The organism is Azospirillum sp. UENF 112521, from assembly GCF_058780665.1.
In genome coordinates, this window is record NZ_JBSNCI010000005.1 from 1 (window position 1) to 26686 (window position 26686).

Below are 26686 nucleotides of genomic sequence, written 5' to 3' on the forward strand. Positions count from 1 at the left end.
TGAACCCGCTTCCGGCCGGCGCGGTCGGCGAGCTTTACATCGCCGGTGCGGGGTTGGCGCGCGGCTATCTGAACCGCCCCGGCCTGACGGCGGAGCGATTCGTGGCCGACCCGTTCTCCAGCGGCGGCGGGCGGCTCTATCGCACGGGCGACCTCGTGCGCCAGCGCGGGGACGGGGTGATCGAGTATGTCGGGCGGATCGACCACCAAGTGAAGATCCGCGGCTTCCGCATCGAGCTTGGCGAGGTGGAGGCACGGCTGCGGGCGCAGGAGGGCGTGCGCGAGGCGGCGGTGGTCGCCCGTGACGGCGCAGGCGGCAAGCGTCTGGTCGGCTATGTTGTGCCCGCTGGCGATGAAGGTAGCGGCGATGATGCCGGCGCCGGCCTTGTCGAGCGGCTGCGTGCCGGGCTGAAGGCGGCGCTGCCGGACTACATGGTGCCAACGCACCTCGTGGTGCTGGAGCGCTTGCCGCTGACGCCCAACGGCAAGCTGGACCGCAAGGCCCTGCCCGAGCCGGAGGTGTCGTCGTCGGTCCAAGTGCCGCCGCGCAGCGCGGCCGAATGGGCCCTGGCGGCGCTGTGGTGCGAGCTGCTGCGGCTGGACAGCGTCGGCGTCACCGACAACTTCTTCGAGCTGGGCGGGGACTCCATCCTCTCCATCCAGCTGGTCAGCCGCGCCCGCCGCCACGGCCTCGCCTTCACCCCGCGCGACGTCTTCGAGCACCAAACCCTAGAGGCGCTCGCCCGCGCCGCCCGCAGCGACGCCGGGACTCCGGCCGCCGAGCAGGGCAGCGTCTGCGGGGCGCTGTCGCTGACGCCGATCCAGCGCTGGTTCTTCGAGGAGCCGATCCCCAACCGTAGCCACTGGAACCAGTCGGTGCTGCTGCGGCTGCGCCGGCCGGTCGATCCGGCGTTGCTGGAGCGGGCGCTCTCGGCGCTGCTGGCCCATCACGACGCCTTGCGGCTGGTCTTCGCCGGCGACGGACGTGCCGAGCACCTGCCGCCCGAGGCGGTGCCGCCGATGCTGTGGCAGCGCACCGCCGCCGATGCCGGGGCGCAGGAGCGGCTGTGCGAGGAGGCCCAGCGCAGCCTCGACCTCGCGCATGGCCCGCTGCTGCGCGCAATGCTGGTGGAACGTAACGATGACGGTCAGCAGCGCCTGCTGCTGGCGATCCACCATCTGGTGGTGGACGGCGTGTCCTGGCGCGTGCTGCTGGAGGATCTACAACTGGCCTGCACGCAGCTGGAGCGGGGCGAGGCGGTGGTGCTGCCGGCCAAGACCGCCTCCTTCCAGTCCTGGGGCAAGGCGCTGCGCCGCCACGCCGCGAGCAGAGCGCTGCGGGACGAACTGTCCTGGTGGCGCGACAGCTTGGCGGATGCGCCGGCCGGACTGCCTGGCGTGGCGGAGCCGGTTTCTCCCGAGGCGCTGACGGTTGCGAAGTCGGCGGTTGCGCGGACGCGGCTGGATGCCGGCTGGACGAAGCGGCTGCTGTCGTCGGCGCCGGCGGCCTACCGGACGCGGGTGAACGACCTTCTGCTGACGGCCTTGGCGCGAGTGCTGTGCCGGTGGAGCGTGGACGCCTCGGCGCTGGTGCAACTGGAGGGGCATGGCCGCGAGGAGCTGGTGGCGGGCCTGGACCTCAGCCGCAGCGTCGGCTGGTTCACCACCGCCTATCCGGTGCATCTGCGCCCCGGTGAGAGGGCCGGCGGGGAACTGGGCGCGTCGATCAAGGCGGTGAAGGAGCAGCTTCGGGCTGTTCCGTCGAACGGTCTGGGCTATGGCGTGCTGCGCCATCTGGGCGATGCGGAGGCGCAGGCAACGCTGCAGGCCCTGCCCGAGGCGCGGGTGACCTTCAACTATCTGGGCCAGTTCGACGGCAGCTTCGACGACACCGCCCGCTTCGTGCCGGCCAACGAGCCGGCGGGTGCCCGTCTCGATGCCGACGCCCCGCTCGGCAACTGGCTGAGCATCGACGGCAGGGTCTATGACGGGGAACTGGTGTTCGACTGGAGCTACAGCCATGCGGTGCTGGCGCCGCCGGTGGTGGAGGGGCTGGCCGCTGCCTATGGGGAGGAGCTTCGGGCGCTGGTCGCGCATTGCGAGTCCTCGTCCGGCGGGCTGACGCCGTCGGACGTACCGCTGGCCGGCCTGACGCAGGGGCAGCTGGACGCGCTGTCGCTGCCGGCGCGCGAGGTGGAAGACCTCTACCCGCTGAGCCCGATGCAGCAGGGCATGCTGTTCCATGCGCTGGAAGGGGATGCGGAGGGCGAAAGCCCCTATGTGACGCAGCTCGCCGTCGAGGTGGAGGGGCTTGAGGAGACCCGCTTCGCCGCCGCCTGGGCCTGGGTGACGGCTCGCCATGCCGTGCTGCGCACCAGTTTCCTGTGGGGCGGCACGCTTGCCGCCCCGTTGCAGGCGGTGTGGGAGCGGGTGGGTGATGCGGTGTCGGTGCTGGACTGGCGCGACCGCGGCCTCGCCGGCGCCGACCTGGAGGAGGCTCTGGGTGCCTTGGCGCGGGAGGAGCGTGCCCGCAGCTTCGAGCTTGGCCGTCCGCCGTTGCAGCGGGTGGTTCTGGTGCGGCTGGGGCAGGGGCCACAGGGCCAAGTGCGCCATCGCCTGATCTGGACCAGCCACCACCTTCTGCTGGACGGCTGGAGCAGCGCGCGTCTGGTGGCGGAGGCGCTGGGCCGCTACCGGGGGGCGGAGGTGGACGGCGCGGTCGGTGGCGCGGCGGGCCGCTACCGCGACTACATCGCGTGGCTCGGGCGGCAGGATGCGGCGGCGTCGGAGCGCTTCTGGCGCGGGCGCCTGTCTGGGCTGGAGGCGCCGACGCTGCTGGCGGCGAGCCTGCCCTGCCGGCATCCCGAGGCGGGGCACGGCATGGTGCGGCTGCGGCTGGACGGCGGTGCGACGCGGCGGTTGCAGGCGTTCGCGCAAGCGCAGCGGGTGACGCTGAACACGCTGGTGCAGGGGGCGTGGGCGCTTCTTCTGCAACGCTACAGCGGGCAGGAGACGGTGGCGTTCGGCGCGACGGTGTCGGGCCGTCCGGCGGAACTTGCCGGCGTCGAGGAGACGCTGGGGCTGTTCATCAACACGCTGCCGGTGGTGGAGCGTCCGCCATCGGATGAGCGGGTGGGGGAGTGGCTGCGCGAGTTGCAGCGGCGGAACCTGGAGATGCGCGAGCACGAGCACACGCCGCTGCACGAGGTGCAGCGCTGGGCCAGCTCCAGCCTCGGCACCGGCGGCGGCGCGCGGGCCCTGTTCGACAGCATCCTCGTCTTCGAGAACTACCCCGTCGACGAGGCCATCAAAAACCACAATGACCACACCATCAGATTCGGAGCCGCCGAGACCGTCGACGACACCCATTACGCCATGACCCTGACGGTGCGGGCCGGGGAAAAGCTGGATCTGGCCTTCGGCTACCGGCGCGAGCAGTTGGACTCCGGCCGGGTGGAGGAACTGTCCCGGCTCTTCGGCGCCCTGCTGGACCGCTTGGCGTCGAATGCCGAAGCATTCGTCGGGGCATTGGATCTGCTGGAGGGCGACAACCGCCGCCGCCAAGTGCTGGTGGACTGGAGCGGACAGGATGAGCCGGGCTTGCCGCCTCCTTCCCTCCAGCGCCTGCATCAGCTGATCGAAGCCCAGGTCCGCCGCAAGCCGGAGGCGACAGCCCTGGTTCATCCGGGCGGTACCCTGAGCTATCGTGAGCTGAACGCCCACGCCAACCGTCTGGCCCGCCTCCTGCGCGCCGAGGGAATCGGGCCTGACGACCGGGTCGCCATCGCGCTTGAGCGCTCTCCCGAACTGCTGGTCGCCATTCTTGCGGTTCTGAAGGCCGGCGCCACCTATCTGCCGCTCGATCCCAGCTACCCGCCGCAGCGTCTGGCATACATGCTGGACGATGGCGGAGCCGCGCTGCTGCTGACCTCGGAGACGCTTCAGGGCGGCATGCCCAGGCCGGCCGGTCTGCCGATGGTCCGCCTGGACGCCGACCGGGACCGTCTGGCGGCGTTCGCCGACGATGATCTGCCGCCGGCCGGCGCACCCGACAACCTGATCTACCTGATCTACACCTCCGGATCCACCGGCCAGCCCAAGGGGGCCGGGGTGACGCAGGCCGGGTTCGTTAACCTGATGCGCTGGTATTGCGACCATGTCGGCTTCGATGCCGGCAGCCGCCTACTGCTGATGAGTTCGCACGCCTTCGACCTGACGCAGAAGAACCTGTTCGCACCGCTCCTGGTTGGCGGTCAGCTGCACATGGCAGGCGAAGGCTATGACCCGCAACTGTTGCTGGACTGGATCGCCCGGCATGGCATCACCGCGCTGAATGCCACCCCCAGCACTTTCCAGCCGCTGGTGGCGCTGGAACGGAATGGGGAGCTGGAGTCCCTGCGCGACGTGATCCTGGGCGGCGAGCCGATCCGCACCGATGCGCTGCGTCCCTGGCTGGAGAGACGGCATGGGCCGAAACCGCGCATCCACAACAGCTACGGTCCCACGGAATGCGCGGATGTCGTCGCTTTCCATCGCTGGGACGGCATCTCAGCCGAAATCCCGACCGGCCGGCCGGTGCCCGGACTGCGCCTTTACATAATGGACGGCTGCGGCAATCCGGTGCCGCCGGGGGTGGCGGGCGAACTGCACATCGGCGGCATCGGGGTCGGGCGCGGCTATCACCGCCAGCCGGGCCTGACCGCCGACCGTTTCATCCCCGATCCCTTCGGCGAGCCGGGCGGGCGTCTCTACCGCAGCGGCGACCTTGCCCGTCACGGCGAGGACGGTGTGATCGAGTATCTCGGCCGCATCGACCAGCAGGTGAAGATCCGCGGCCTGCGCATCGAACTCGGCGAGATCGAGGCGGCATTGCAGGCGGATGCGGCGGTCCGGAATGCGGCGGTCGCCGCCGTCGCAGGACCGGGCGGCGGACAGCTCTGCGCCTACATCGTTCCCGTCGAACAGGACGACCGGCAAGGCGACGCCCTCTGGCCGTCCCTCTGGCCGTCGTTGCGCCGGCGGCTGGGCGAACGGCTGCCCGACCATATGGTCCCCACCCTCTGGGTCCGGCTGGACCGGCTGCCTCTGACGCCCAGCGGCAAGCTCGACCGCCGGGCTCTTCCTCAACCCGAACCGAGGCAGCGGACCCATGTGCCGCCCGTCACGGATCTGGAGTGTCGGCTGGCGGCTCTTTGGGAAGAACTGCTGCGGGTGGAGCGCGTCGGCCTTGACGACGACTTCTTCGAGCTGGGCGGCCACTCGCTGCTTGCGGTACAGCTGATCGCCCGTCTGCGCCGCGATTTCGGAATCGGCCTGTCGCCGGGACAGGTTTTCGGCAACGCCACCCTGCGGGCGCTGGCCGCCCATGTCGCCGAGCGTCCGGCGGCGCCGGATCCGGCCAAGCTGTCGCGGATGAGCGCGTTGATGGACATGCTGGAGTCCGGCTGAACGACCTGTTTGCGAAAGGAAAAGGGGGCGCACCCAACCGGGCGCACCCCCTTTTTCTGCCGCTTCCCGTACAGGCTCCGTCACAGCGCCGGCTGGCGATCCTCCACGACCTTGCCGGCGGTCAGCCGGAGCAGGTGGTCGGCCACGTCGAAATAGCGGTCGTCATGGGAGATGACGATGATGGTCTTGCCCAGCGCCTTCAAGCTCGGCAGCAGTTCGGTGTAGAAGATCCGCCGGAAGGTCGGATCCTGGTCGGCGGCCCATTCGTCGAACACCAGCACCGGCCGCTTCTCGGTCCAGGCCTGGAGAAGGGCCAGGCGCTTGCGCTGGCCGGTGGACAGGTCGGTTGTGCTGAACACGCCGTCGACGACGCTGACCTTATGGGCGATCTCCAGCCGTTCCAGATAGGCCTGGGCATCCTCCGGCACGCTGTCGTTCGCCTGGATCAGGTCGTCGAACAGGAAATAATCGGCGAAGATGGTGGTGAAGAGCTGGCGGTAATCGTCGCGCGTCTCCGGTGTCACCGGCCGGCCGTCCAGCAGGATCTGGCCTTCGTGAGGGGGGTAGAGGCCGAGCAGCATCTTGATCAGCGTGGTCTTGCCGCAGCCGTTCTCGCCGACGATGAACAGGATCTCGCCGCGGCCGACCCGCAGCGAGACGGGACCGAGCACGAAGGGCTCCACGTCGGGTCCGGCCGGCGGGTAGATGTAGCGGGCATTCCGCAGCTCCAACCGGTCGATGGTCGCGGGCGGGCGGGCGTCGTCCTTCATCAGCAGATGCGGTTCCGGCGAGGCGAACTCCGCCGACAGGTCGGCGATGCGGCGGAAGGCGACCTGGGCGCGGCTGACGATGGGCAGGGTGCCGATCAGATGCTCCAGCGGCCCCTTCATGTAGAGCAGGACCAGGATGAAGCCGCTCAGCGTCCCGCGGTCAGTGCTGGGCCACAGCGCTTCGACGCCGAGCGCCACCCCGATGACGATGAAGAACAGCGTCGACCCGAATCCCTTGGCGATGACGAAGAGGTTGATCGACCGGATCTGGATGTCGCAGATGCGGTCGATGGTGCCGCGCAGCGCCTCGCTCTGCAGCCGCAGCCGCCGCGGACGGTTGATGCGCAGTTCCTTCGCCCCTTCCGCCAGCGACCGGTAATGCTTCTGCAGCTCATCCTCGTGGGCGCGCGCCTCGTGGAAGCCTTCGATGCCGCGGACGCGTGCCACATACTGCACGGCGCTGCCGATCAGGATGGCGGCGGCCGTCGCCAGGAACATCGGCCAGGACAGCACCGCCAGGTAGCACAGGCTGCCCATCGTGACGCTGAGCGACACCGCCAGCGGCGCGAAGGCGAAGGCGAAGTCGCTGATGGTGTCGACGTCGTGGGTCAGCACGGGGATCAGGCGGTGGCTGCGGTAGCGCTCGAGCTGATCGATCGGCGCGGTCAGGATGCGGTCGCCCAGATCCTTGCGCAGCCGCGCGATGACCTTCTGCCCGATCCGGTTGGTGCCGATGTCGGAAAGGACCGAGCCCGCGAGCGCCAGGGCGCACAGGCCGGCGAAGGCGAGCAGGATCCCGGCGCCCGGACTATCGCCTGCATGCAGGATGCGGTTGATGGTTGCCAGCAGCCCGGTCACGCTGAGCCCGCCCAGCACCCCCAGCAGGGTGGCGGCGGTCAGCATCGGCCAGAAGGGGCGAAGCAACTGGAGCAGAGCGGCGAGGCTGGTGCGGGGTGGCGTCGGCATCGGGGTTCCTGCGGGACGGGAGCGAAGGTGGCCGGCACAAAGGCTCCGCCGTGGAGGCGGATGCGCGCGGCCGTCCTGACTAGGACGAACGAGCGGGGCGAAACTGAAACCGTTATCCTCCGGAACCGGTTTTCCCGACGGCCTGCTTCCCGGAACCGGCCCCCCGATCCGTGCCTGCTCTCCCACCCCGTGCCCTTGCCTGCCACGGAAGGTCGCAGCCGGCGCCGCGGACGCGGGGGTTTCCCTGCCCGATTACCTCGCGTAGAGTCCATTCCGTCCGGCTCGCCTTGCGATCCATCCCCTGCTTGCCCTATAGCTGCCGAACGCCTTCCGGAGCCGAGCGCGCCCGTATGCCTCCGTCTTATCCTTCCGACGATGACCGCGTGACCGAAGAGGCTGCGGACTGGTGCCTGCGCCTGCAATCGGCCGAGGTCAGCGACGCCGATCGCGCCGCATTCGAACGCTGGTGCCTGATGGACCCGCGCCATCTGGCGGAATTCGATGCGATGCGGGAGATCTGGGGCCTGTCCGCCGGTCTGCGCCCGCGGGTGACTGCGGTTCCCGGGACGGCGGCGGCACACCCTGCGCCGGGCTGCGGGCGGACAGCGCGGTCCGCCGCCGTCAGGGTTCCGTCACGGTGGCGGCGCTGGGCGATGGCGGCCTGCATTGCGGCGACCCTGGCCGCCTGCTGGCCTGTGGGCTGGTCGTTCGGCATGCTGCCGGGGCGTGTCGATGTCTTCCTCGGCGGCGGCCGGCACCGCATGGTCGAGTTGCCCGACGGTTCCACCGTGGACCTGAACGTCCACACCACCCTGTTCTATGCCCAGTTCCGCGACCGGCGCAGCGTCCTGATGGACCATGGCGAGGCCTATTTCGCGGTCGCGCACGATGCCGGACGGCCCTTCACCGTCTTCACTGCCGGTCATCGGGTCCGGGTGACGGGGACGAAGTTCAATGTCTGGGCCAATGACGGCGATCTCGCCGTGACGCTGGCGGAGGGATCGGTCACCGTGAGCCCCGACGCGGCGGCGGGAGGAGAGCCTTTGCGGCTGACGCCCGGCATGCAGGGCCGCTTCGCCCGCGACAGCCGGTTCGGCAGCGTTGCGCACGTCGATCCGCTGCGGATCCTGTCCTGGCGCGAGGGCAGGCTGGTGTTCGACAACATCACGCTGGCCGAAGCGGTGCCCCTGCTGAACCCCTATCTGTCGCAGCCGCTGAGGCTGGCCGACCGCAAGGTGGGGGCGATGCGCATCGGCGGCGTGTATGACGTCGCCGATCTGGACCGCGTGGCGGCGTCCCTTCCGCGGGTGCTGCCGGTGACGCTCGCGTCCAAGGACGGCGAACTCCTCGTTTCGGCCCGCTGACTCCGAGCATCCGCGAGCACACTCCATTCGCCGCCGCCGATTCCGAACCGGCGGGGTAAATCCGGCCGTCCCTGCTTCGTCACTACTGGAGACCGCGGTGTGCCTGATGGCGCGCCGCGCACAGTCTGGCCGCCCCGGTCGACCGTACCGGAACCCCCGGCGGCCGGATCAGCGTCAAGCCAGCCGGCGATGGGAAATTCCAGATGGTTGCTCAAGACTCCGTGGACCTGGTCCGCCGCTTCATCGGTCTGCCGGTGGAAAAGCGCAAGCTGTTCTGGCGCGCCATGCGCGACGAGGCCGTGGACCTTTCGCTGCTGCCGATCCCGGCGGACCTCGCCCCGGCCACGGAGGCGCCGCTGTCCCATGCGCAGCGCCGGATGTGGGCGCTGTGGAAGCTCGATCCCGACAGCGGTGCCAACAATATTTTCAGCGCGACGCGCCTCGCCGGGGATCTTGATCGCGACGCGCTGTCCCGCGCCTTCGAACGTCTGCTGGGCCGCCATGCCGCTCTGCGGACCGTGTTCCGCCAGGGCGACGGGGAGCCGGTGCAGACCGTCCTCGACGATACCGAATTCCGGCTGGCGGTCGACGAGCTGAGCCATCTGCCCGCCGAGGAGCGCGAGCCTGCCGCACGCCGCCTGATCGAGGAGGAGGCGCAGGCACCCTTCGATCTGGAGGCCGGCCCGCTCCTGCGGGCGCGCCTCGTCCGTCTGGGGCAGCAGGACCATCGTCTTCTGGTGACGATGCACCACATCGCGTCGGATGGCTGGTCGATGGCCGTGCTGATCCGGGAGTTCGCCGATCTGTACGGGGCCATCCGGCAGGGCGGGAGGATCGACCTGCCGCACCCCCCGATCCGCTATGTCGATTACGCCCTTTGGCAGAAGAACATGCTGGAGGCGGGCGAGGCGGAGCGGCAACTCGCCTATTGGCTCGACCGTCTGGGGGGAGAGCGGGCTCCGTTGGAACTGCCTGCCGACCGGCCGCGGCCGGCGCGGCAGAGCCACCGTGGCGCCATCCTTCGCTTCACGCTCGGTGCGGAACTGGCCGGGAGGTTGCGCGCCTTCGCCCGCGAGAACGACGCCACGCTGTTCATGCTGCTGTTGTCGGCTTTCACGATGCTGCTCCACCGCCACAGCGGGCAGGGGGATATCGCCATCGGCGTTCCGGTCGCCAACCGCGACCGTGCGGAGTGCGAAGGCGTGGTCGGCTTCTTCGTCAACACCCAGGTCCTGCGCCTGCGGATCGACGGGCGCGACCGCGTCGCCGACCTGCTCGATCGGGTCAGGCAAACGGCGCTGGGGGCTCAGGCGCATCAGGACCTGCCCTTTGAACAACTGCTGGAGGCGCTGAAGCTGGAGCGCAGCCTCAGCCACAATCCGCTGTTCCAGGTGATGTTCAACCACCAGCGCCGCGATGGCCGTGCCGCCTCCGCGATGGATGGTCTGCGGGTGGAGCCGATGGCGCTCGACAGTGCCATGGCCAGCTATGACCTGACCCTCGATACCGTGGAAGAAGAGGGCGGTGGGATCGAGGCCTCTTTCACCTACGCGACCGATCTCTACGACCATGACAGGATCGAGCGGTTGCGCCGCCATTTCGAGACGCTTCTGTCTGGTCTTGTTGCAGATGCCGGGCAGCTGGTGGGCGAGGTGCCGCTGCTGACCGCGGATGAGCAGGCGCGCTTCGCCGCCTGGAACGCGCCGGTCGCCGCCGAGGCCTTCGAGCCGGTGCATGTCCGCATCGCCGCCATGGCCGCCGCTCTCGGGGACCGGCCGGCGGTGGTGGACGGTGCTCCCGGAGGTGCCCGCGGGGGCGGCACTCTCGGCTTCACCGCGCTCGACCGCCGGGCCAACGCCCTGGCCCACCGGCTGGCGGCGGCCGGCGTCGGGCCCGAAGTCCGCGTCGGCGTCGCCCTGCCGCGCGGACCCGCCATGATCGTCGCCCTGCTGGCGGTGCTCAAGGCCGGCGGCGCCTATGTCCCGCTGGATGCCGCCTATCCGCGCGAGCGCCTCGCCTACCTGATCGGGGATGCCGGTATTGCCCTGCTACTGACCGATGGCAGCCTGGCGGAGCGGCTGCCGCTGCCGGACGGCCTGCCGAGCCTGCTGCTCGACGGCCTGCCGGCCGAGGAGGCCGAGGCAGCACCGCCGGTGGCGGTGCTGCCCGGCAGCCTCGCCTATGTCATCTACACCTCCGGTTCCACCGGCCTGCCCAAGGGGGTCGCGGTGGCGCACGGCCCGCTCGCCATGCATTGCCGGGCCATCGGCGCGCTCTATGCCATGACCCCGCAGGACTGCGAGCTGCATTTCATGTCCTTCGCCTTCGACGGCGCGCATGAACGCTGGCTGACCGCGCTGACCCACGGCAGCCGCCTGCTGATCCGCGACGACAGCCTGTGGACGCCGGAGCAGACCTACGAGGCGATGCAGCGCCATGGCGTGACGGTGGCGGCGTTCCCGCCGGTCTATCTGCAGCAGCTTGCAGAGCATGCCGGGCGCGAGCGGACGGAGCGGGGGACCGCCCCGCCGCCGGTGCGGGTCTATTGCTTCGGCGGCGACGCCGTCAGCGATGCGGCGTTCGAGCTTGCCAGGGAGGCGCTGCAACCGGAGCACATCATCAACGGCTACGGCCCGACCGAGACGGTGGTGACGCCGCTGATCTGGAAGGCGGGCCGGCAGGACCGCTGCGGTGCGGCCTATGCGCCAATCGGCCTGCGGGTGGGCGACCGCACCACCCATGTCCTGGACGGCGATCTGAACCCGGTGCCGCTCGGCGTGGTCGGGGAGCTTTATCTTGGCGGTGCCGGGTTGGCGCGCGGCTACCTGAACCGCCCCGGCCTGACGGCGGAGCGTTTCGTCGCCGACCCGTTCTCGGCGGGCGGCGGGCGGCTCTACCGGACGGGCGACCTTGTGCGCCAGCGCGAGGACGGGGTGATCGAGTATGTCGGGCGGATCGACCATCAGGTGAAGATCCGCGGCTTCCGCATCGAGCTTGGCGAGGTGGAAGCACGGCTGCGGGCGCAGCAGGGCGTGCGCGAGGCGGCGGTGGTCGCCCGCGACGGCAGCTCCGGCAAGCGTCTGGTCGGCTATGTCGTGCCCGCCGGGGATGAGGGGGCCGGCGATGATGCCGGCGCCGGCCTTGTCGAACGGCTGCGCGCCGGACTGAAGGCGGCTCTGCCGGACTACATGGTGCCCACGCATCTCGTGGTGCTGGAGCGCTTGCCGCTGACGCCCAACGGCAAGCTGGACCGCAAGGCCCTGCCCGAGCCGGAGGTGTCGTCGTCGGTCCAAGTGCCGCCGCGCAGCGCGGCCGAGCGCGCCCTGGCGGCGCTGTGGTGCGAGCTGCTGCGGCTGGACAGCGTCGGCGTCACCGACAACTTCTTCGAGCTGGGCGGGGACTCCATCCTCTCCATCCAGCTGGTCAGCCGCGCCCGCCGCCACGGCCTCGCCTTCACCCCGCGCGACGTCTTCGAGCATCAGACCCTGGAGGCGCTCGCCCGCGCCGCCCGTAGCGACGCCGGGACTCCGGCCGCTTCGGCCACCGAGCAGGGCAGCGTCAGCGGTACGCTGTCGTTGACGCCGATCCAGCGCTGGTTCTTCGAGGAGCCGATCCCCAACCGTAGCCACTGGAACCAGTCGGTGCTGCTGCGGCTGCGCCGGCCGGCCGATCCGGCGCTGCTGGAGCGGGCGCTCTCGGCGCTGCTGGCCCATCACGACGCCCTACGGCTGGTCTTCGCCGGCGACGGACGTGCCGAGCACCTGCCGCCCGAGGCGGTGCCGCCGGTGCTGTGGCAGCGCACCGCCGCCAATGCCGAAGCGCAGGAGCGGCTGTGCGAGGAGGCCCAGCGCAGCCTCGACCTCGACCATGGCCCGCTGCTGCGCGCCCTGCTGGTGGAGCGCGGGGATGACGGTCAGCAGCGCCTGCTGCTGGCGATCCACCATCTGGTGGTGGACGGCGTGTCCTGGCGCGTGCTGCTGGAGGATCTGCAACTGGCCTGCACGCAGCTGGAACGGGGCGAGGCGGTGGTGCTGCCACCCAAGACCGTGTCCTTCCAGTCCTGGGGCGAGGCTCTGGGCCGCCACGCCGCGAGCGGGGCGCTGAAGGATGAGCTGTCCTGGTGGCGCGACAGCTTGGCGGATGCGCCGGCCGGACTGCCTGGCGTGGCGGAGCCGGTTTCTCCCGAGGCGCTGACGGTTGCGCGGTCGGCCGTGGCGCGGACGCGGCTGGATGGGGGCTGGACGAAACGGCTGCTGTCGTCGGCGCCTGCGGCCTACCGGACGCGGGTGAACGACCTTCTGCTGACGGCGCTGTCGCGGGTGCTGTGCCGGTGGAGCGGCGCCGCCTCGGCGCTGGTGCAACTGGAGGGGCATGGCCGCGAGGAGCTGGTGGCGGGCCTGGACCTCAGCCGCAGCGTCGGTTGGTTCACCACCGCCTATCCGGTGCATCTGCACCCCGGTGGGGAGCTGGAGGCAGCGATCAAGGCGGTGAAGGAGCAGTTGCGGTCGGTTCCGTCGAACGGGCTGGGCTATGGCGTGCTGCGCCATCTGGGCGATGCGGAGGCGCAGGCAACGCTGCGGGCGCTGCCCGAGGCGCGGGTGACCTTCAACTATCTGGGCCAGTTCGACGGCAGCTTCGACGACACCGCCCGCTTCGTGCCGGCCGACGAGCCGGCGGGCAGCAGCCAGGACGCCGATGCGTCTTTGGGCAACTGGCTGACGCTGAACGGTCAGGTCTATGACGGGGAGCTGGTGTTCGACTGGAGCTACAGCCGTGCGGTGCTGGCGCCGCCGGTGGTGGAGGGGCTGGCCGCGACCTATGGGGAGGAGCTTCGGGCGCTGGTCGCGCATTGCGAGTCCTCGTCCGGCGGGCTGACGCCGTCGGACGTTCCGCTGGCCGGCCTGACGCAGGGGCAGCTGGACGCGCTGCCGCTGCCGGCGCGTGAGGTGGAGGACCTCTACCCGCTGACGCCGATGCAGCAGGGCATGCTGTTCCATGCGCTCTACGAGCCGGGTGGCGACGCCTACATCAACCAGATGCGGGTTGATGTGGACGGGCTGGACGTGGCGCGCTTCCATGCGGCATGGCAGGGGGCGGTCGACGCGCATGACAGCCTGCGGGCGGGCTTCCTGTGGGATGGCCTGGAGCAGCCGTTGCAGGCGATCCGGCGCAAGGTCGCGGTGCCGCTGCGGCTGGAGGATTGGCACGGCGATGCGGACCCGGTGGCGCGGCTGGACGAGCTTGCGGCGGCGGAGCGGCAGGCCGGCTTCGATCTTGCGGTACCGCCTCTGCTGCGGCTGGCGGTGGTGCGCACGGGCAGGGAGCGCCATCATGTGATCCTGACCAGCCACCACATCCTGCTGGACGGCTGGAGCAGCTCGCAGCTTCTGGGCGAAGTGTTGCAACGCTATGCCGGCGTCGTGCCGGCGGCGGACGGCGGCCGGTTCCGCGACCATGTGGCCTGGCTGCAAGGGCGCGACAGGGCGGCGTCCGAGGCCTTCTGGCGCAACCGCACCGCCGAACTCGAACAGCCGACCAGGATCGTCTCGCTGCTGCCCTCCGGCCCGCGGGTGGAGCCCATGCCGGAGCGGGACGGGCAGGGCGAGCATCGCTGCGTCTTCACCGTGGAGGAGACCCGTCGCCTCACCGACCTCGCCCGTCGCTGCGACGTCACGCTGAACACGCTGATGCAGGCGGCCTGGGCCGTCCTGCTGCGCCAGCATGGCGGCCAGGACACCGTCGCCTTCGGCACCACCGTGTCCGGCCGCCCGGCGGATCTGCCGGGGGTGGAGCACCGGCTCGGCCTGTTCATCAACACGCTGCCGGTGATCCTGACACCCCATCCCGCGATGCCGGTGGCGGACTGGCTCCGCACCGTCCAAAGCCGCAACCTCGACCTGCGTGAGCATGAGCATACGCCGCTCGCCGACATTCAGCACTGGTCGGGCCAGACCGCATCGGGCGATGCCGGCGGTGCCCTGTTCGACAGCCTGCTGGTGTTCGAGAGCTATCCGGTCGCCGAAGCGTTGCGTCAGGGAAGCCCCGGCGGACTGCGCTTCTCGCCGGTGATCGGTTATGAGCGGACCAGCTATCCGCTGACCATCGCGATCATGCCCGGCGACCGGCTCGAATTGCATCACCGCTACGACCGCGCCCATCTGACGGGGGCGGCGGTGGCGCGCCTCGCCGGCCATCTGAACCGTCTTCTGCTGGCGATGGCCGAAGCCCCGAACCGGCCGCTCGGTGCCTTCTCCGTGCTGGACGAGGCCGACCGCGACCGCATTTTCGGCGCCTGGAACCAACCGGAGCCGATGGACGCGACGCCCTTGCCGCGTCTGTTCGAGGTGCAGGCCGCCCGCAGTCCGGATGCCACCGCGGTCATCGCCGGCACGCGCAGCGTGAGCTATGGCGATCTCAACCGGCAGGCCAACCGGCTGGCCCATCGGCTGCGCACGTTCGGCGTCGCGCCCGGTGTCCCGGTCGCCGTCATGCTTGAGCGGACGGAGGCTCTGCCGACCGGTCTTCTGGCGATTCTGAAGGCGGGCGGTGCCTATGTTCCGCTCGACCCCGACTATCCCGCCGACCGTGTCGCCTACATGCTGGCCGACAGCCAAGCGGCAATGGTCGTGACGCAACGCAGCCTGCTGCCCCGTTTTCCGACGGGCGGGGGCCTGCGGGTGCTGGCGCTCGACGATCCGGCGCTCGGTCTGGAGAACGGCCCGGCGGATGATCCGCTGCCGGTCAACAGGGCGGAGGACGCCGCCTATGTCATCTACACCTCCGGCTCGACCGGACGGCCGAAGGGTGTGGTGATCGAGCATCGCAACGCCTCGGCCCTCATCGACTGGGCATTGCGGCTTTACCGGCCGGAGCAGTTGCAGGGGGTCCTGGCCTCGACCTCCATCTGTTTCGACCTTTCGGTCTGGGAGTTCTTCGTCACCCTGAGTGCCGGCGGCCATGTGGTGATGGCCGACAACGCTTTGGCCTTGCCCGACCTGCCGGCCCGCGATCGTGTGTGCCTGATCAACACGGTGCCGTCGGCTATTGCCGGCCTCCTGCGCTCCGGCGGTATTCCGGCCGGTGTGCGGACCGTCAATCTGGCGGGCGAGCCGTTGGCTCAATCGCTGGTGGATGACCTCTATGCCGCCGGTATCGCCGACGTCTACGACCTCTACGGCCCGTCGGAGGACACGACCTATTCGACAGTGACCCGTCGCGAGGCGGGGGGCCGCGCCAGCATCGGCCGTCCCATCGATGGGACCTGCGGCTATGTTCTGGACGGCGACCTGAACCCGGTACCGCTTGGCGTGGTCGGGGAGCTTTATCTTGGCGGCGCGGGGTTGGCGCGGGGCTACCTGAACCGCCCCGGCCTGACTGCGGAGCGTTTCGTCGCCGATCCGTTCTCGGCGGGCGGCGGGCGGCTCTACCGCACCGGCGACCTCGTGCGCCAGCGCGGGGACGGGGTGATCGAGTATGTCGGGCGGATCGACCATCAGGTGAAGATCCGCGGCTTCCGCATCGAGCTTGGCGAGGTGGAGGCACGGCTGCGGGCGCAGGAGGGCGTGCGCGAGGCGGCGGTGGTCGCCCGCGACGGCAGCTCCGGCAAGCGTCTGGTCGGCTATGTCGTGCCCGCTGGGGATGAGGGGGCCGGCGATGATGCCGGCGCCGGCCTTGTCGAGCGGCTGCGCGCCGGACTGAAGGCGGCGCTGCCGGACTACATGGTGCCAACGCACCTCGTGGTGCTGGAGCGGTTGCCGCTGACGCCGAACGGCAAGCTGGACCGCAAGGCCCTGCCCGAGCCGGAGGTGTCGTCGTCGGTCCAAGTGCCGCCGCGCAGCGCGGCCGAGCGCGCCCTGGCGGCGCTGTGGTGCGAGCTGTTGCGGCTGGACAGCGTCGGCGTCACCGACAACTTCTTCGAGCTGGGCGGGGACTCCATCCTCTCCATCCAGCTGGTCAGCCGCGCCCGCCGCCACGGCCTCGCCTTCACCCCGCGCGACGTCTTCGAGCACCAGACCCTGGAGGCGCTCGCCCGCGCCGCCCGCAGCGACGCCGGCGCTCCGGCCGCCGAGCAGGGCAGCGTCTGCGGGCCGCTGTCGCTGACGCCGATCCAGCGCTGGTTCTTCGAGGAGCCGATCCCCAACCGTAGCCACTGGAACCAGTCGGTGCTGCTGCGGCTGCGCCGGCCGGTCGATCCGGCGCTGCTGGAGCGGGCGCTCTCGGCCCTGCTGGCCCATCACGACGCCCTGCGGCTGGTCTTCGCCGGCGACGGACGTGCCGAGCACCTGCCGCCCGAGGCGGTGCCGCCGGTGCTGTGGCAGCGCACCGCCGCCAATGCCGGAGCGCAGGAGCGGCTGTGCGAGGAGGCCCAGCGCAGCCTCGACCTCGACCATGGCCCGCTGCTGCGCGCCCTGCTGGTGGAGCGGGGGGATGACGGCGGGCAGCGCCTGCTGCTGGCGATCCACCATCTGGTGGTGGACGGCGTGTCCTGGCGCGTGCTGCTGGAGGATTTGCAGCTGGCCTGCACGCAGCTGGAGCGGGGCGAGGCGGTGGTGCTGCCGGCCAAGACCGCCTCCTTCCAGTCCTGGGGCGAGGCCCTGGGCCGCCACGCCGCGAGTGGGGCGCTGAAGGATGAGCTGTCCTGGTGGCGCGACAGCTTGGCGGATGCGCCGGCCGGACTGCCTGGCGTGGCGGAGCTGGTCTCCCCCGAGGCGCTGACGGTTGCGCGGTCGGCCGTGGCGCGGACGCGGCTGGATGGGGGCTGGACGAAGCGCCTGCTGTCGTCGGCGCCTGCGGCCTACCGGACGCGGGTGAACGACCTTCTGCTGACGGCGCTGTCGCGGGTGCTGTGCCGGTGGAGCGGCGCCGCCTCGGCGCTGGTGCAGCTGGAGGGGCATGGCCGCGAGGAGCTGGTGGCGGGCCTGGACCTCAGCCGCAGCGTCGGCTGGTTCACCACCGCCTATCCGGTGCATCTGCACCCCGGTGGGGAACTGGGCGCGTCGATCAAGGCGGTGAAGGAGCAGCTTCGGTCGGTTCCGTCGAACGGGCTGGGCTACGGCGTGCTGCGCCATCTGGGCGATGCGGAGGCGCAGGCAACGCTGCGGGCCCTGCCCGAGGCGCGGGTGACCTTCAACTATCTGGGCCAGTTCGACGGCAGCTTCGACGACACCGCCCGCTTCGTGCCGGCCGACGAGCCGGCGGGCAGCAGCCAGGGCGCCGATGCGCCTTTGGGCAACTGGCTGACGCTGAACGGTCAGGTCTATGACGGGGAACTGGTGTTCGACTGGAGCTACAGCCGCGCGGTGCTGGCGTCGCCTGTTGTGGAAGAGCTGGCCGCAGCCTATGGGGAGGAGCTTCGGGCGCTGGTCGCGCATTGCGAGTCCTCGGCCGGCGGTGTGACGCCGTCGGACGTTCCGCTGGCCGGGCTGACCCAGGGGCAGCTGGACGCGCTGCCGCTGCCGGCGCGCGAGGTGGAGGACCTCTACCCGCTGACGCCGATGCAGCAGGGCATGCTGTTCCATGCGCTCTACGAGCCGGGTGGCGACGCCTACATCAACCAGATGCGGGTGGATGTGGAGGGGCTGGACGTGGCGCGCTTCCATGCGGCATGGCAGGGGGCGGTCGACGCGCATGACAGCCTGCGGGCGGGCTTCCTGTGGGATGGCCTGGAGCAGCCGTTGCAGGCGATCCGGCGCAAGGTCGCGGTGCCGCTGCGGCTGGAGGATTGGCACGGCGATGCGGACCCGACGGCGCGGCTGGACGGGCTTGCGGCGGCGGAGCGGCAGGCCGGCTTCGACCTTGCGGCACCGCCTCTGCTGCGGCTGGCGGTGGTGCGCACGGGCGGGGAGCGCCATCATGTGATCCTGACCAGCCACCACATCCTGCTGGACGGCTGGAGCAGCTCGCAGCTTCTGGGAGAGGTGCTGCAACGCTATGCCGGCGTCGTGCCGGCGGTGGACGGTAGCCGCTTCCGCGACCATGTGGCCTGGCTGCAAGGGCGCGACAGGGCGGCGTCCGAGGCCTTCTGGCGCAACCGCACCGCCGAACTCGAACAGCCGACGAGGATCGCGACGGCCAGCGGGCAAGCGGATATCGGCCAAGGGCATGGGGTCCTCGAACTTGCCTTCGACGAACGGGAAACCGCGCGGCTCGTCCGCTTCGCCCGTCAGAGCCAGGTGACGCTCAACACGTTGGTTCAGGCCGCTTGGCTGCTGTTGCTGCACCGGCGGACCGGACAGAAGGCGGTGGCGGCCGGCGTGACGGTCTCCGGCCGGCCGGCTGAACTGCCGGGCATCGAGAAGCAGATCGGCCTGTTCATCAACACGCTGCCTCTGGTCGCTACACCGCATCCGGCCCAGACCGTGTCGGAGTGGCTGAGCGATCTCCAGGCCAGCAATCTCGAAATGCGGGAGCACGAACACACCCCGCTGGCCGACATCCAGCGCTGGTCCGGCCATGGCGGCGAAATGCTGTTCGACAGTCTGCTGGTGTTCGAGAACTATCCGCTGTCAGACGCGCTTGGCCATGGAGAAGGGCGCGGGGAAACCGGCGGCCTGCGCTTCGGCGCTCCACAGAATCATGAGCTTACCTCCGTCCCGTTGACCCTGCTGATGGGTGCCGGAAAGCAACTGACGTTGACCTTCAGCCATTGGCGCGATCGTATCGGCGACGAGGAGGTCAGCCATTTCGCCGCACAGACCCAACGGCTTCTGCTGGCCCTGGTCGAGGATGCCGGGCGCCGGTTGGGTGAGATCGGGTTGCTCGACGAGGAGGGATGGCGGAACTTCGCCGGCTGGAACGCGACCCGCGACGGGACGCTGACCGCCGGTCCATTGGTGCCGGATCTGATCGCGGAGCAGGCCCGTCTGCATGGCGGGTGCCCTGCGGTGAACTTCGGCGGGCGGACGCTGAGCTATGCCGAGCTGGAGGCGCAGGCGAACCGCTTGGCCCACCGGCTTCAGGCGCTTGGCGTCGGCCCGGAGGTGACGGTCGGCGTCTTCGCCGAACGTTCGCTGGAGCTGGTCGTCGGCCTGCTGGCGGTGATGAAGGCGGGCGGCGCCTATCTGCCCCTCGACCCGGACCTGCCGTCCGCCCGCCTTGCCGCCATGGCGGCGGACGGTGGCATCGCCCTGCTGCTCACCCAGTCCCATCTTGCCGGACGGCTGGGTGGCGAGGCGCTGCCCGAGGCTGTCCGCCTGCTGCTGCTCGACGCCGAGGACACCGACGCCGAGAGCACCGGGGGACTGCCGGACACGCCGCCCGCGGCCGGGCTGCGGCCGGAGAACCTCGCCTACCTGATCTACACCTCCGGCTCCACCGGCACGCCCAAGGGGGCCGGCAACAGCCATGGCGCCCTGCTGAACCGGCTGGCCTGGATGCAGAAGGCCTACCGGCTTTCCCCTGGCGAGCGGGTGTTGCAGAAGACGCCCTTCGGCTTCGACGTCTCGGTCTGGGAGTTTTTCTGGCCGCTGATGGTAGGGGCGCATCTGGTGGTGGCTGCGCCCGGCGAGCACCGCGACGCGGCCCGGCTGGTGGCGCTGATCCGGGAGCAGGGCATCGACACGCTGCACTTCGTGCCCTCCATGCTGCGGGCCTTCCTGGAGGAGCCGGGGGTGGAGCAGTGCACCAGTCTGCGCCGTGTGGTGTGCAGCGGCGAGGCGCTGCCGGCGGCGTTGCAGGACCGGCTGTTCGCCCGGCTGCCGCAGGTCGGCCTGTACAACCTCTACGGCCCGACGGAGGCGGCGATCGACGTCAGCCACTGGACCTGCCGGGCCGGGGAGGGCGGTGCGGGCGGCGGCGTGCCGATCGGCGTGGCCATCGACAATCTGCGGCTGCATGTGCTGGACGAGTGCCTGAACCCGCTTCCGGCCGGTGCGGTCGGCGAGCTGTACATCGCCGGTGCGGGCCTGGCGCGCGGCTATCACCGGCGGGCCGGCCTGACGGCGGAACGCTTCGTCGCCGATCCGTTCTGCGCCGACGGCGGCCGGATGTACCGGACGGGCGACCTGGCGCGTCGGCGCGGGGACGGGGTGATCGAGTATGTCGGGCGGATCGACCATCAGGTGAAGATCCGCGGCCTGCGGATCGAGCTTGGCGAGATCGAGGCTGTGCTGCGCGGCCATCCGGCGGTGCGGGATGCGGTGGTGGTCGCCCGCGACGGTGCGGGCGGCAAGCGTCTGGTCGGCTATGTCGCCGCCGATGCGGCTGCGGAGCTGCCGCGGCGGCTGAAGGAGCACCTTGGCCGCGACCTGCCGGACTACATGGTGCCAACGCATCTGGTGGTGTTGGAGCGGTTGCCGTTGACGCCCAACGGCAAGCTGGACCGCAAGGCCCTGCCCGAGCCGGAGGTGGTGGCGTCTTCGGAGCGGGTGCCGCCGCGCAGTGCGGCCGAACGGGCCCTGGCGTCGCTGTGGTGCGAACTGCTGCGGCTGGACAGCGTCGGCGTCACCGACAACTTCTTCGAGCTGGGCGGGGACTCCATCCTCTCCATCCAGCTGGTCAGCCGCGCCCGCCGCCACGGCCTCTCCTTCACCCCGCGCGACGTCTTCGAGCACCAGACCCTGGAGGCGCTCGCCCGCGCCGCCCGCAGCGACGCCGGCGCTCCGGCCACTTCGGCCGCCGGGCAGGGCAGCGTCTGCGGGGCGCTGTCGCTGACGCCGATCCAGCGCTGGTTCTTCGAGGAGCCGATCCCCAGCCGCAGCCACTGGAACCAGTCGGTGCTGCTGCGGTTGCGCCGGCCGGTCGATCCGGCGCTGCTGGAGCGGGCGCTCTCGGCGCTGCTGGCCCATCACGACGCCTTGCGGCTGGTCTTCGCCTGCGACGGACGTGCCGAGCACCTGCCGTCGGAGGCGGTGCCGCCGGTGCTGTGGCACCGCACCGCCGCCGATGCGGAAGCGCAGGGGCGGCTGTGCGAGGAGGCCCAGCGCAGCCTCGACCTCGACCATGGCCCGCTGCTGCGCGCCCTGCTGGTGGAGCGCGGGGATGACGGTCAGCAGCGCCTGCTGCTGGCGATCCACCATTTGGTGGTGGACGGTGTGTCCTGGCGTGTGCTGCTGGAGGATCTGCAGCTGGCCTGCACGCAGCTGGAACGGGGCGAGGCGGTGGTGCTGCCGGCCAAGACCGCCTCCTTCCAGTCCTGGGGCGAGGTCCTGGGCCGCCACGCCGCGAGCGGGGCGCTGCGGGATGAACTGTCCTGGTGGCGCGACAGCCTGGCGGGGGCTCCGGCCGGGCTGCCTGGCGTGGCGGAGCCGGTCTCCCCCGGGGCGCTGAGGGTGGCGACATCGGCCGTGGCACGGACGCGGCTGGATGCCGGCTGGACGAAGCGCCTGCTGTCGTCGGCGCCCGCAGCCTACCGGACGCGGGTGAACGACCTTCTGCTGACGGCGCTGGTGCGGGTGCTGTGCCGGTGGAGCGGCGCCGCCTCGGCCCTGGTGCAGTTGGAGGGTCATGGCCGCGAGGAACTGGTGGGCGACCTGGACCTCAGCCGCAGCGTCGGTTGGTTCACCACCGCCTATCCGGTGCATCTGCACCCCGGAGGGGAGCTGGAGGCAGCGATCAAGGCGGTGAAGGAGCAGCTTCGGGCTGTTCCGTCGAACGGTCTGGGCTATGGCGTGCTGCGCCATCTGGGCGATGCGGAGGCGCAGGCAACGCTGCAGGCCCTGCCCGAGGCGCGGGTGACCTTCAACTATCTGGGCCAGTTCGACGGCAGCTTCGACGACACCGCCCGCTTCGTGCCGGCCAACGAGCCGGCGGGTGCCCGTCTCGATGCCGACGCCCCGCTCGGCAACTGGCTGAGCATCGACGGCAGGGTCTATGACGGGGAACTGGTGTTCGACTGGAGCTACAGCCATGCGGTGCTGGCGCCGCCGGTGGTGGAGGGGCTGGCCGCTGCCTATGGGGAGGAGCTTCGGGCGCTGGTCGCGCATTGCGAGTCCTCGTCCGGCGGGCTGACGCCGTCGGACGTACCGCTGGCCGGCCTGACGCAGGGGCAGCTGGACGCGCTGTCGCTGCCGGCGCGCGAGGTGGAAGACCTCTACCCGCTGAGCCCGATGCAGCAGGGCATGCTGTTCCATGCGCTGGAAGGGGATGCGGAGGGCGAAAGCCCCTATGTGACGCAGCTCGCCGTCGAGGTGGAGGGGCTTGAGGAGACCCGCTTCGCCGCCGCCTGGGCCTGGGTGACGGCTCGCCATGCCGTGCTGCGCACCAGTTTCCTGTGGGGCGGCACGCTTGCCGCCCCGTTGCAGGCGGTGTGGGAGCGGGTGGGTGATGCGGTGTCGGTGCTGGACTGGCGCGACCGCGGCCTCGCCGGCGCCGACCTGGAGGAGGCTCTGGGTGCCTTGGCGCGGGAGGAGCGTGCCCGCAGCTTCGAGCTTGGCCGTCCGCCGTTGCAGCGGGTGGTCCTGGTGCGGCTGGGGCAGGGGCCACAGAGCCAAGTGCGCCATCGCCTGATCTGGACCAGCCATCACCTTCTGCTGGACGGCTGGAGCAGCGCGCGTCTGGTGGCGGAGGTGCTGGGCCGCTACCGGGGAGCGGAGGTGGACGGCGCGGTCGGTGGCGCGGCGGGCCGCTACCGCGACTACATCGCGTGGCTCGGGCGGCAGGATGCGGCGGCGTCGGAGCGCTTCTGGCGCGGGCGCCTGTCTGGGCTGGAGGCGCCGACGCTGCTGGCGGCCAGCCTGCCCTGCCGGCATCCGCAGGCGGGGCACGGCATTGTGCGGCTGCGGCTGGACGGCGGTGCGACGCGGCGGTTGCAGGCGTTTGCGCAGGCGCAGCGGGTGACGCTGAACACGTTGGTGCAGGGGGCGTGGGTGCTTCTTCTGCAACGCTACAGCGGGCAGGAGACGGTGGCGTTCGGTGCGACGGTGTCGGGCCGTCCGGCGGAGCTTGCCGGCGTCGAGGAGACGCTGGGGCTGTTCATCAACACGCTGCCGGTGGTGGAGCGTCCGCCATCGGATGAGCGGGTGGGGGAGTGGCTGCGCGGGTTGCAGCGGCGGAACCTGGAGATGCGTGAGCACGAGCACACGCCGCTGCACGAGGTACAGCGCTGGGCCGGCTCCAGCCTCGGCACCGGCGGCGGCGCGCGGGCCCTGTTCGACAGCATCCTCGTCTTCGAGAACTACCCCGTCGACGAGGTCATCAAAAACCACAATGACCACACCATCAGATTCGGAGCGACGGACCGGGTCGACGTGACCGGATTCGCCATGGATTTGGAGGTGTCGGTCGGTGAAGAGCTGGAGGTCAAGTTCATCCACCGCCGCGATCTGATCGACGGCGACCTGTGCAACCGTATCCAAGGCCATTTCGAGACGATCCTGTCTGGTCTTGTGGCGGATGCCGAACGGCGTGTTGGCGAGGTGCCGCTGCTGACCGGGCAGGAACGGGCTCGCTTCGCCGCCTGGAACGCACCGATCGCCGCGGATGCCTTCGAGCCGGTGCATGCCCGCATCGCCGCCATGGCCGCCGCTCTCGGCGACCGGCCGGCGGTGGTGGACGGTGCTCCCGGGGGTGCCCGCGAGGACGGCACTCTCGGCTTCACCGCGCTCGACCGCCGGGCCAACGCCCTGGCCCACCGGCTGGCGGCGGCCGGCGTCGGGCCCGAAGTCCGCGTCGGCGTCGCCCTGCCGCGCGGACCTGCCATGATCGTTGCTCTGCTGGCGGTGCTCAAGGCCGGCGGCGCCTATGTCCCGCTGGATGCCGCCTATCCGCGCGAGCGCCTCGCCTACCTGATCGGCGATGCCGGCATCGCCCTGCTGCTGACCGACGCCGGCCTGGCGGAGCGGCTGCCGCTGCCGGACGGCCTGCCGAGCCTGCTGCTCGACGGCCTGCCGGCCGAGGAGGCCGAGGCCGCGCCGGCGGTGGCGGTGCTGCCCGGCAGCCTCGCCTACGTCATCTACACCTCCGGCTCCACCGGCCTGCCCAAGGGGGTCGCGGTGGCGCACGGCCCGCTCGCCATGCATTGCCGGGCCATCGGCGCGCTCTATGCCATGACCCCGCAGGACTGCGAGCTGCATTTCATGTCCTTCGCCTTCGACGGCGCGCATGAACGCTGGCTGACCGCGCTGACCCATGGCAGCCGCCTGCTGATCCGCGACGACAGTCTGTGGACGCCGGAGCAGACCTACGAGGCGATGCAGCGCCATGGCGTGACGGTGGCGGCGTTCCCGCCGGTCTATCTGCAGCAGCTTGCCGAGCATGCCGGGCGCGAGCGGACGGACCGTGGGATCGCCCCGCCGCCGGTGCGGGTCTACTGCTTCGGCGGCGACGCCGTCAGCAATGCGGCGTTCGAACTGGCCAAGGCTGCGCTGCAACCGGAGCACATCATCAACGGCTACGGCCCGACCGAGACGGTGGTGACGCCGCTGATCTGGAGGGCGGGCCGGCAGGACCGGTGCGGTGCGGCCTATGCACCGATCGGCCTGCGGGTGGGCGACCGCACCACCCATGTCCTGGACGGCGACCTGAACCCGGTGCCGCTGGGCGTGGTCGGGGAGCTTTATCTTGGCGGCGCCGGGTTGGCGCGTGGCTACCTGAACCGCCCCGGCCTGACGGCGGAGCGTTTCGTCGCCGACCCGTTCTCGGCGGGCGGCGGGCGGCTCTACCGGACGGGCGACCTCGTGCGCCAGCGCGAGGACGGGGTGATCGAGTATGTCGGGCGGATCGACCATCAGGTGAAGATCCGCGGTTTCCGCATCGAGCTTGGCGAGGTGGAGGCGCGGCTGCGGGCGCAGCAGGGCGTGCGCGAGGCGGCGGTGGTCGCCCGCGACGGCAGCTCCGGCAAGCGTCTGGTCGGCTATGTCGTGCCCGTCGGCGATGAAGGTAGCGGCGATGATGCCGGCGCCGGCCTTGTCGAGCGGCTGCGCGCCGGGCTGAAGGCGGCGCTCCCGGACTACATGGTGCCAACGCACCTCGTGGTGCTGGAGCGGTTGCCGCTGACGCCGAACGGCAAGCTGGACCGCAAGGCCCTGCCCGAGCCGGAGGTGGCGTCGTCGTCGGCCCGGGTGCCGCCGCGCAGCGCGGCCGAACGGGCCCTGGCAGCGCTGTGGTGCGAGCTGCTGCGGCTGGAGAGCGTCGGCGTGACCGACAACTTCTTCGAGCTGGGCGGGGACTCCATCCTCTCCATCCAACTGGTGACCCGTGCACGGGCGTTGAAGCCGCTTGGGGTGTCCTTCAAGCTCCGTGACCTCATCCGCAAGCCGACCATCGCCGAACTGCTCGGTACGGCTGCGGAGACAATGGCGGCGAAGGGCGAACCGTCGCCGATCATGGCCCTGAACCGGCCACTTGCCGGACAGCCGCCGCTGGTCTGCATCCATGCCGGCTTCGGCACAATCTTCGATTATGAACCGCTGGCCCGTCGCCTCGATGGGCGGCGGAGCGTGCTGGCGATACAGTCGCGCATGCTGGTCGATCCGGAATGGCGGGACCGTTCGCTGGAGGAAATGGCGCGAGACTATGTCGACCTGCTGCGGGCACGGCAGCCGCAGGGACCCTACGACCTGCTCGGCTGGTCGCTGGGAGGAACGATTGCCGCGCTGATGGCGGCCGAGTTGGAGCGCCGGGGGCACCGTGTGCGGCGCCTTGTCCTGCTCGACCCCTTCGTGCCATCGCCGTACATCGGCGAGGTTGGCGGCGAGCTTGGGCTGGATGACTGGCGCGACGATCTCGCCGGCTTCCTTGCGGTGGTGTTGCCGGGCTTGGTCGTCGGCCGTCCCGCAGCCGCGCCCGAAGACGCCGACGCGATCAGAAGCGTCGTTGCCCGGATGCTCGATGCTCCCAGAACCGGCAACGCCGAAGGGCTGGGGACCGCGATGGGGGCGGAGGAGTTGACCCAGGCCTTCCTGACCGCCCGTCATCTGAAGCGGCTGTCCGTGGCCCTGCCTGCCTGCCTGCCGGTCGATGCCGCTGCGCAGGGCTGGTGGGTTGCCGGCCGCGACACCGACCGGCTGCGCCTGGAGACACAGCTCGGCGGACGCCCGCTGCCCTGGCGGTCGCTCGGCTGTGGTCATTTCGAGGCGCCGCGTGATGAAGGCTTCCTGGCGGAGATCGTCGAACATCTGGCCGGGTCGGCGGAACGGCCCGACGCCCCTACCGACGCCCCTGCCGCCGACCTAGCGGATGCCGCTGAATGAGCGCGCCCATC

At 70.8% G+C, this 26686-nt stretch carries 4 protein-coding genes; 3 read left to right on the forward strand and 1 reads right to left on the reverse strand.

The window, feature by feature from the left end:
• Positions 1–5447 (forward strand): amino acid adenylation domain-containing protein (locus ACWPN8_RS25065; RefSeq protein ID WP_492242683.1); only part of this gene is annotated, 5447 nt, incomplete at its 5' end.
• A gap of 80 nt (positions 5448–5527) precedes the next feature.
• Here ACWPN8_RS25065 and ACWPN8_RS25070 read toward each other — a convergent pair.
• A complete protein-coding gene (locus tag ACWPN8_RS25070) occupies positions 5528–7183 on the reverse strand; it encodes a cyclic peptide export ABC transporter (protein WP_492242684.1) in 1656 nt (551 codons plus the stop codon).
• 383 nt (positions 7184–7566) lie between these two features.
• On the opposite strand from ACWPN8_RS25070, the gene ACWPN8_RS25075 reads away from it, so the two are divergent.
• Both ACWPN8_RS25075 and ACWPN8_RS25080 read left to right on the forward strand, forming a co-directional pair.
• Complete coding sequence (locus tag ACWPN8_RS25075) at positions 7567–8547, forward strand: FecR family protein (RefSeq protein ID WP_492242685.1); 981 nt, start codon at positions 7567–7569, stop codon at positions 8545–8547.
• 203 nt (positions 8548–8750) lie between these two features.
• Positions 8751–26675: a non-ribosomal peptide synthase/polyketide synthase gene (locus ACWPN8_RS25080; RefSeq protein ID WP_492242686.1), complete on the forward strand. Its 17925-nt coding sequence runs from the start codon at positions 8751–8753 to the stop codon at positions 26673–26675.
• The last annotated feature ends 11 nt before the right edge of the window (positions 26676–26686 follow it).

What these genes read in the sequence shown, in the direction of transcription:
- ACWPN8_RS25080 (WP_492242686.1), top strand. Translation starts at nt 8,751, where the DNA reads ATGGTTGCTCAAGACTCCGTGGACCTGGTCCGCCGCTTCATCGGTCTG.
- ACWPN8_RS25070 (WP_492242684.1), bottom strand. Translation starts at nt 7,183, where the DNA reads ATGCCGACGCCACCCCGCACCAGCCTCGCCGCTCTGCTCCAGTTGCTT.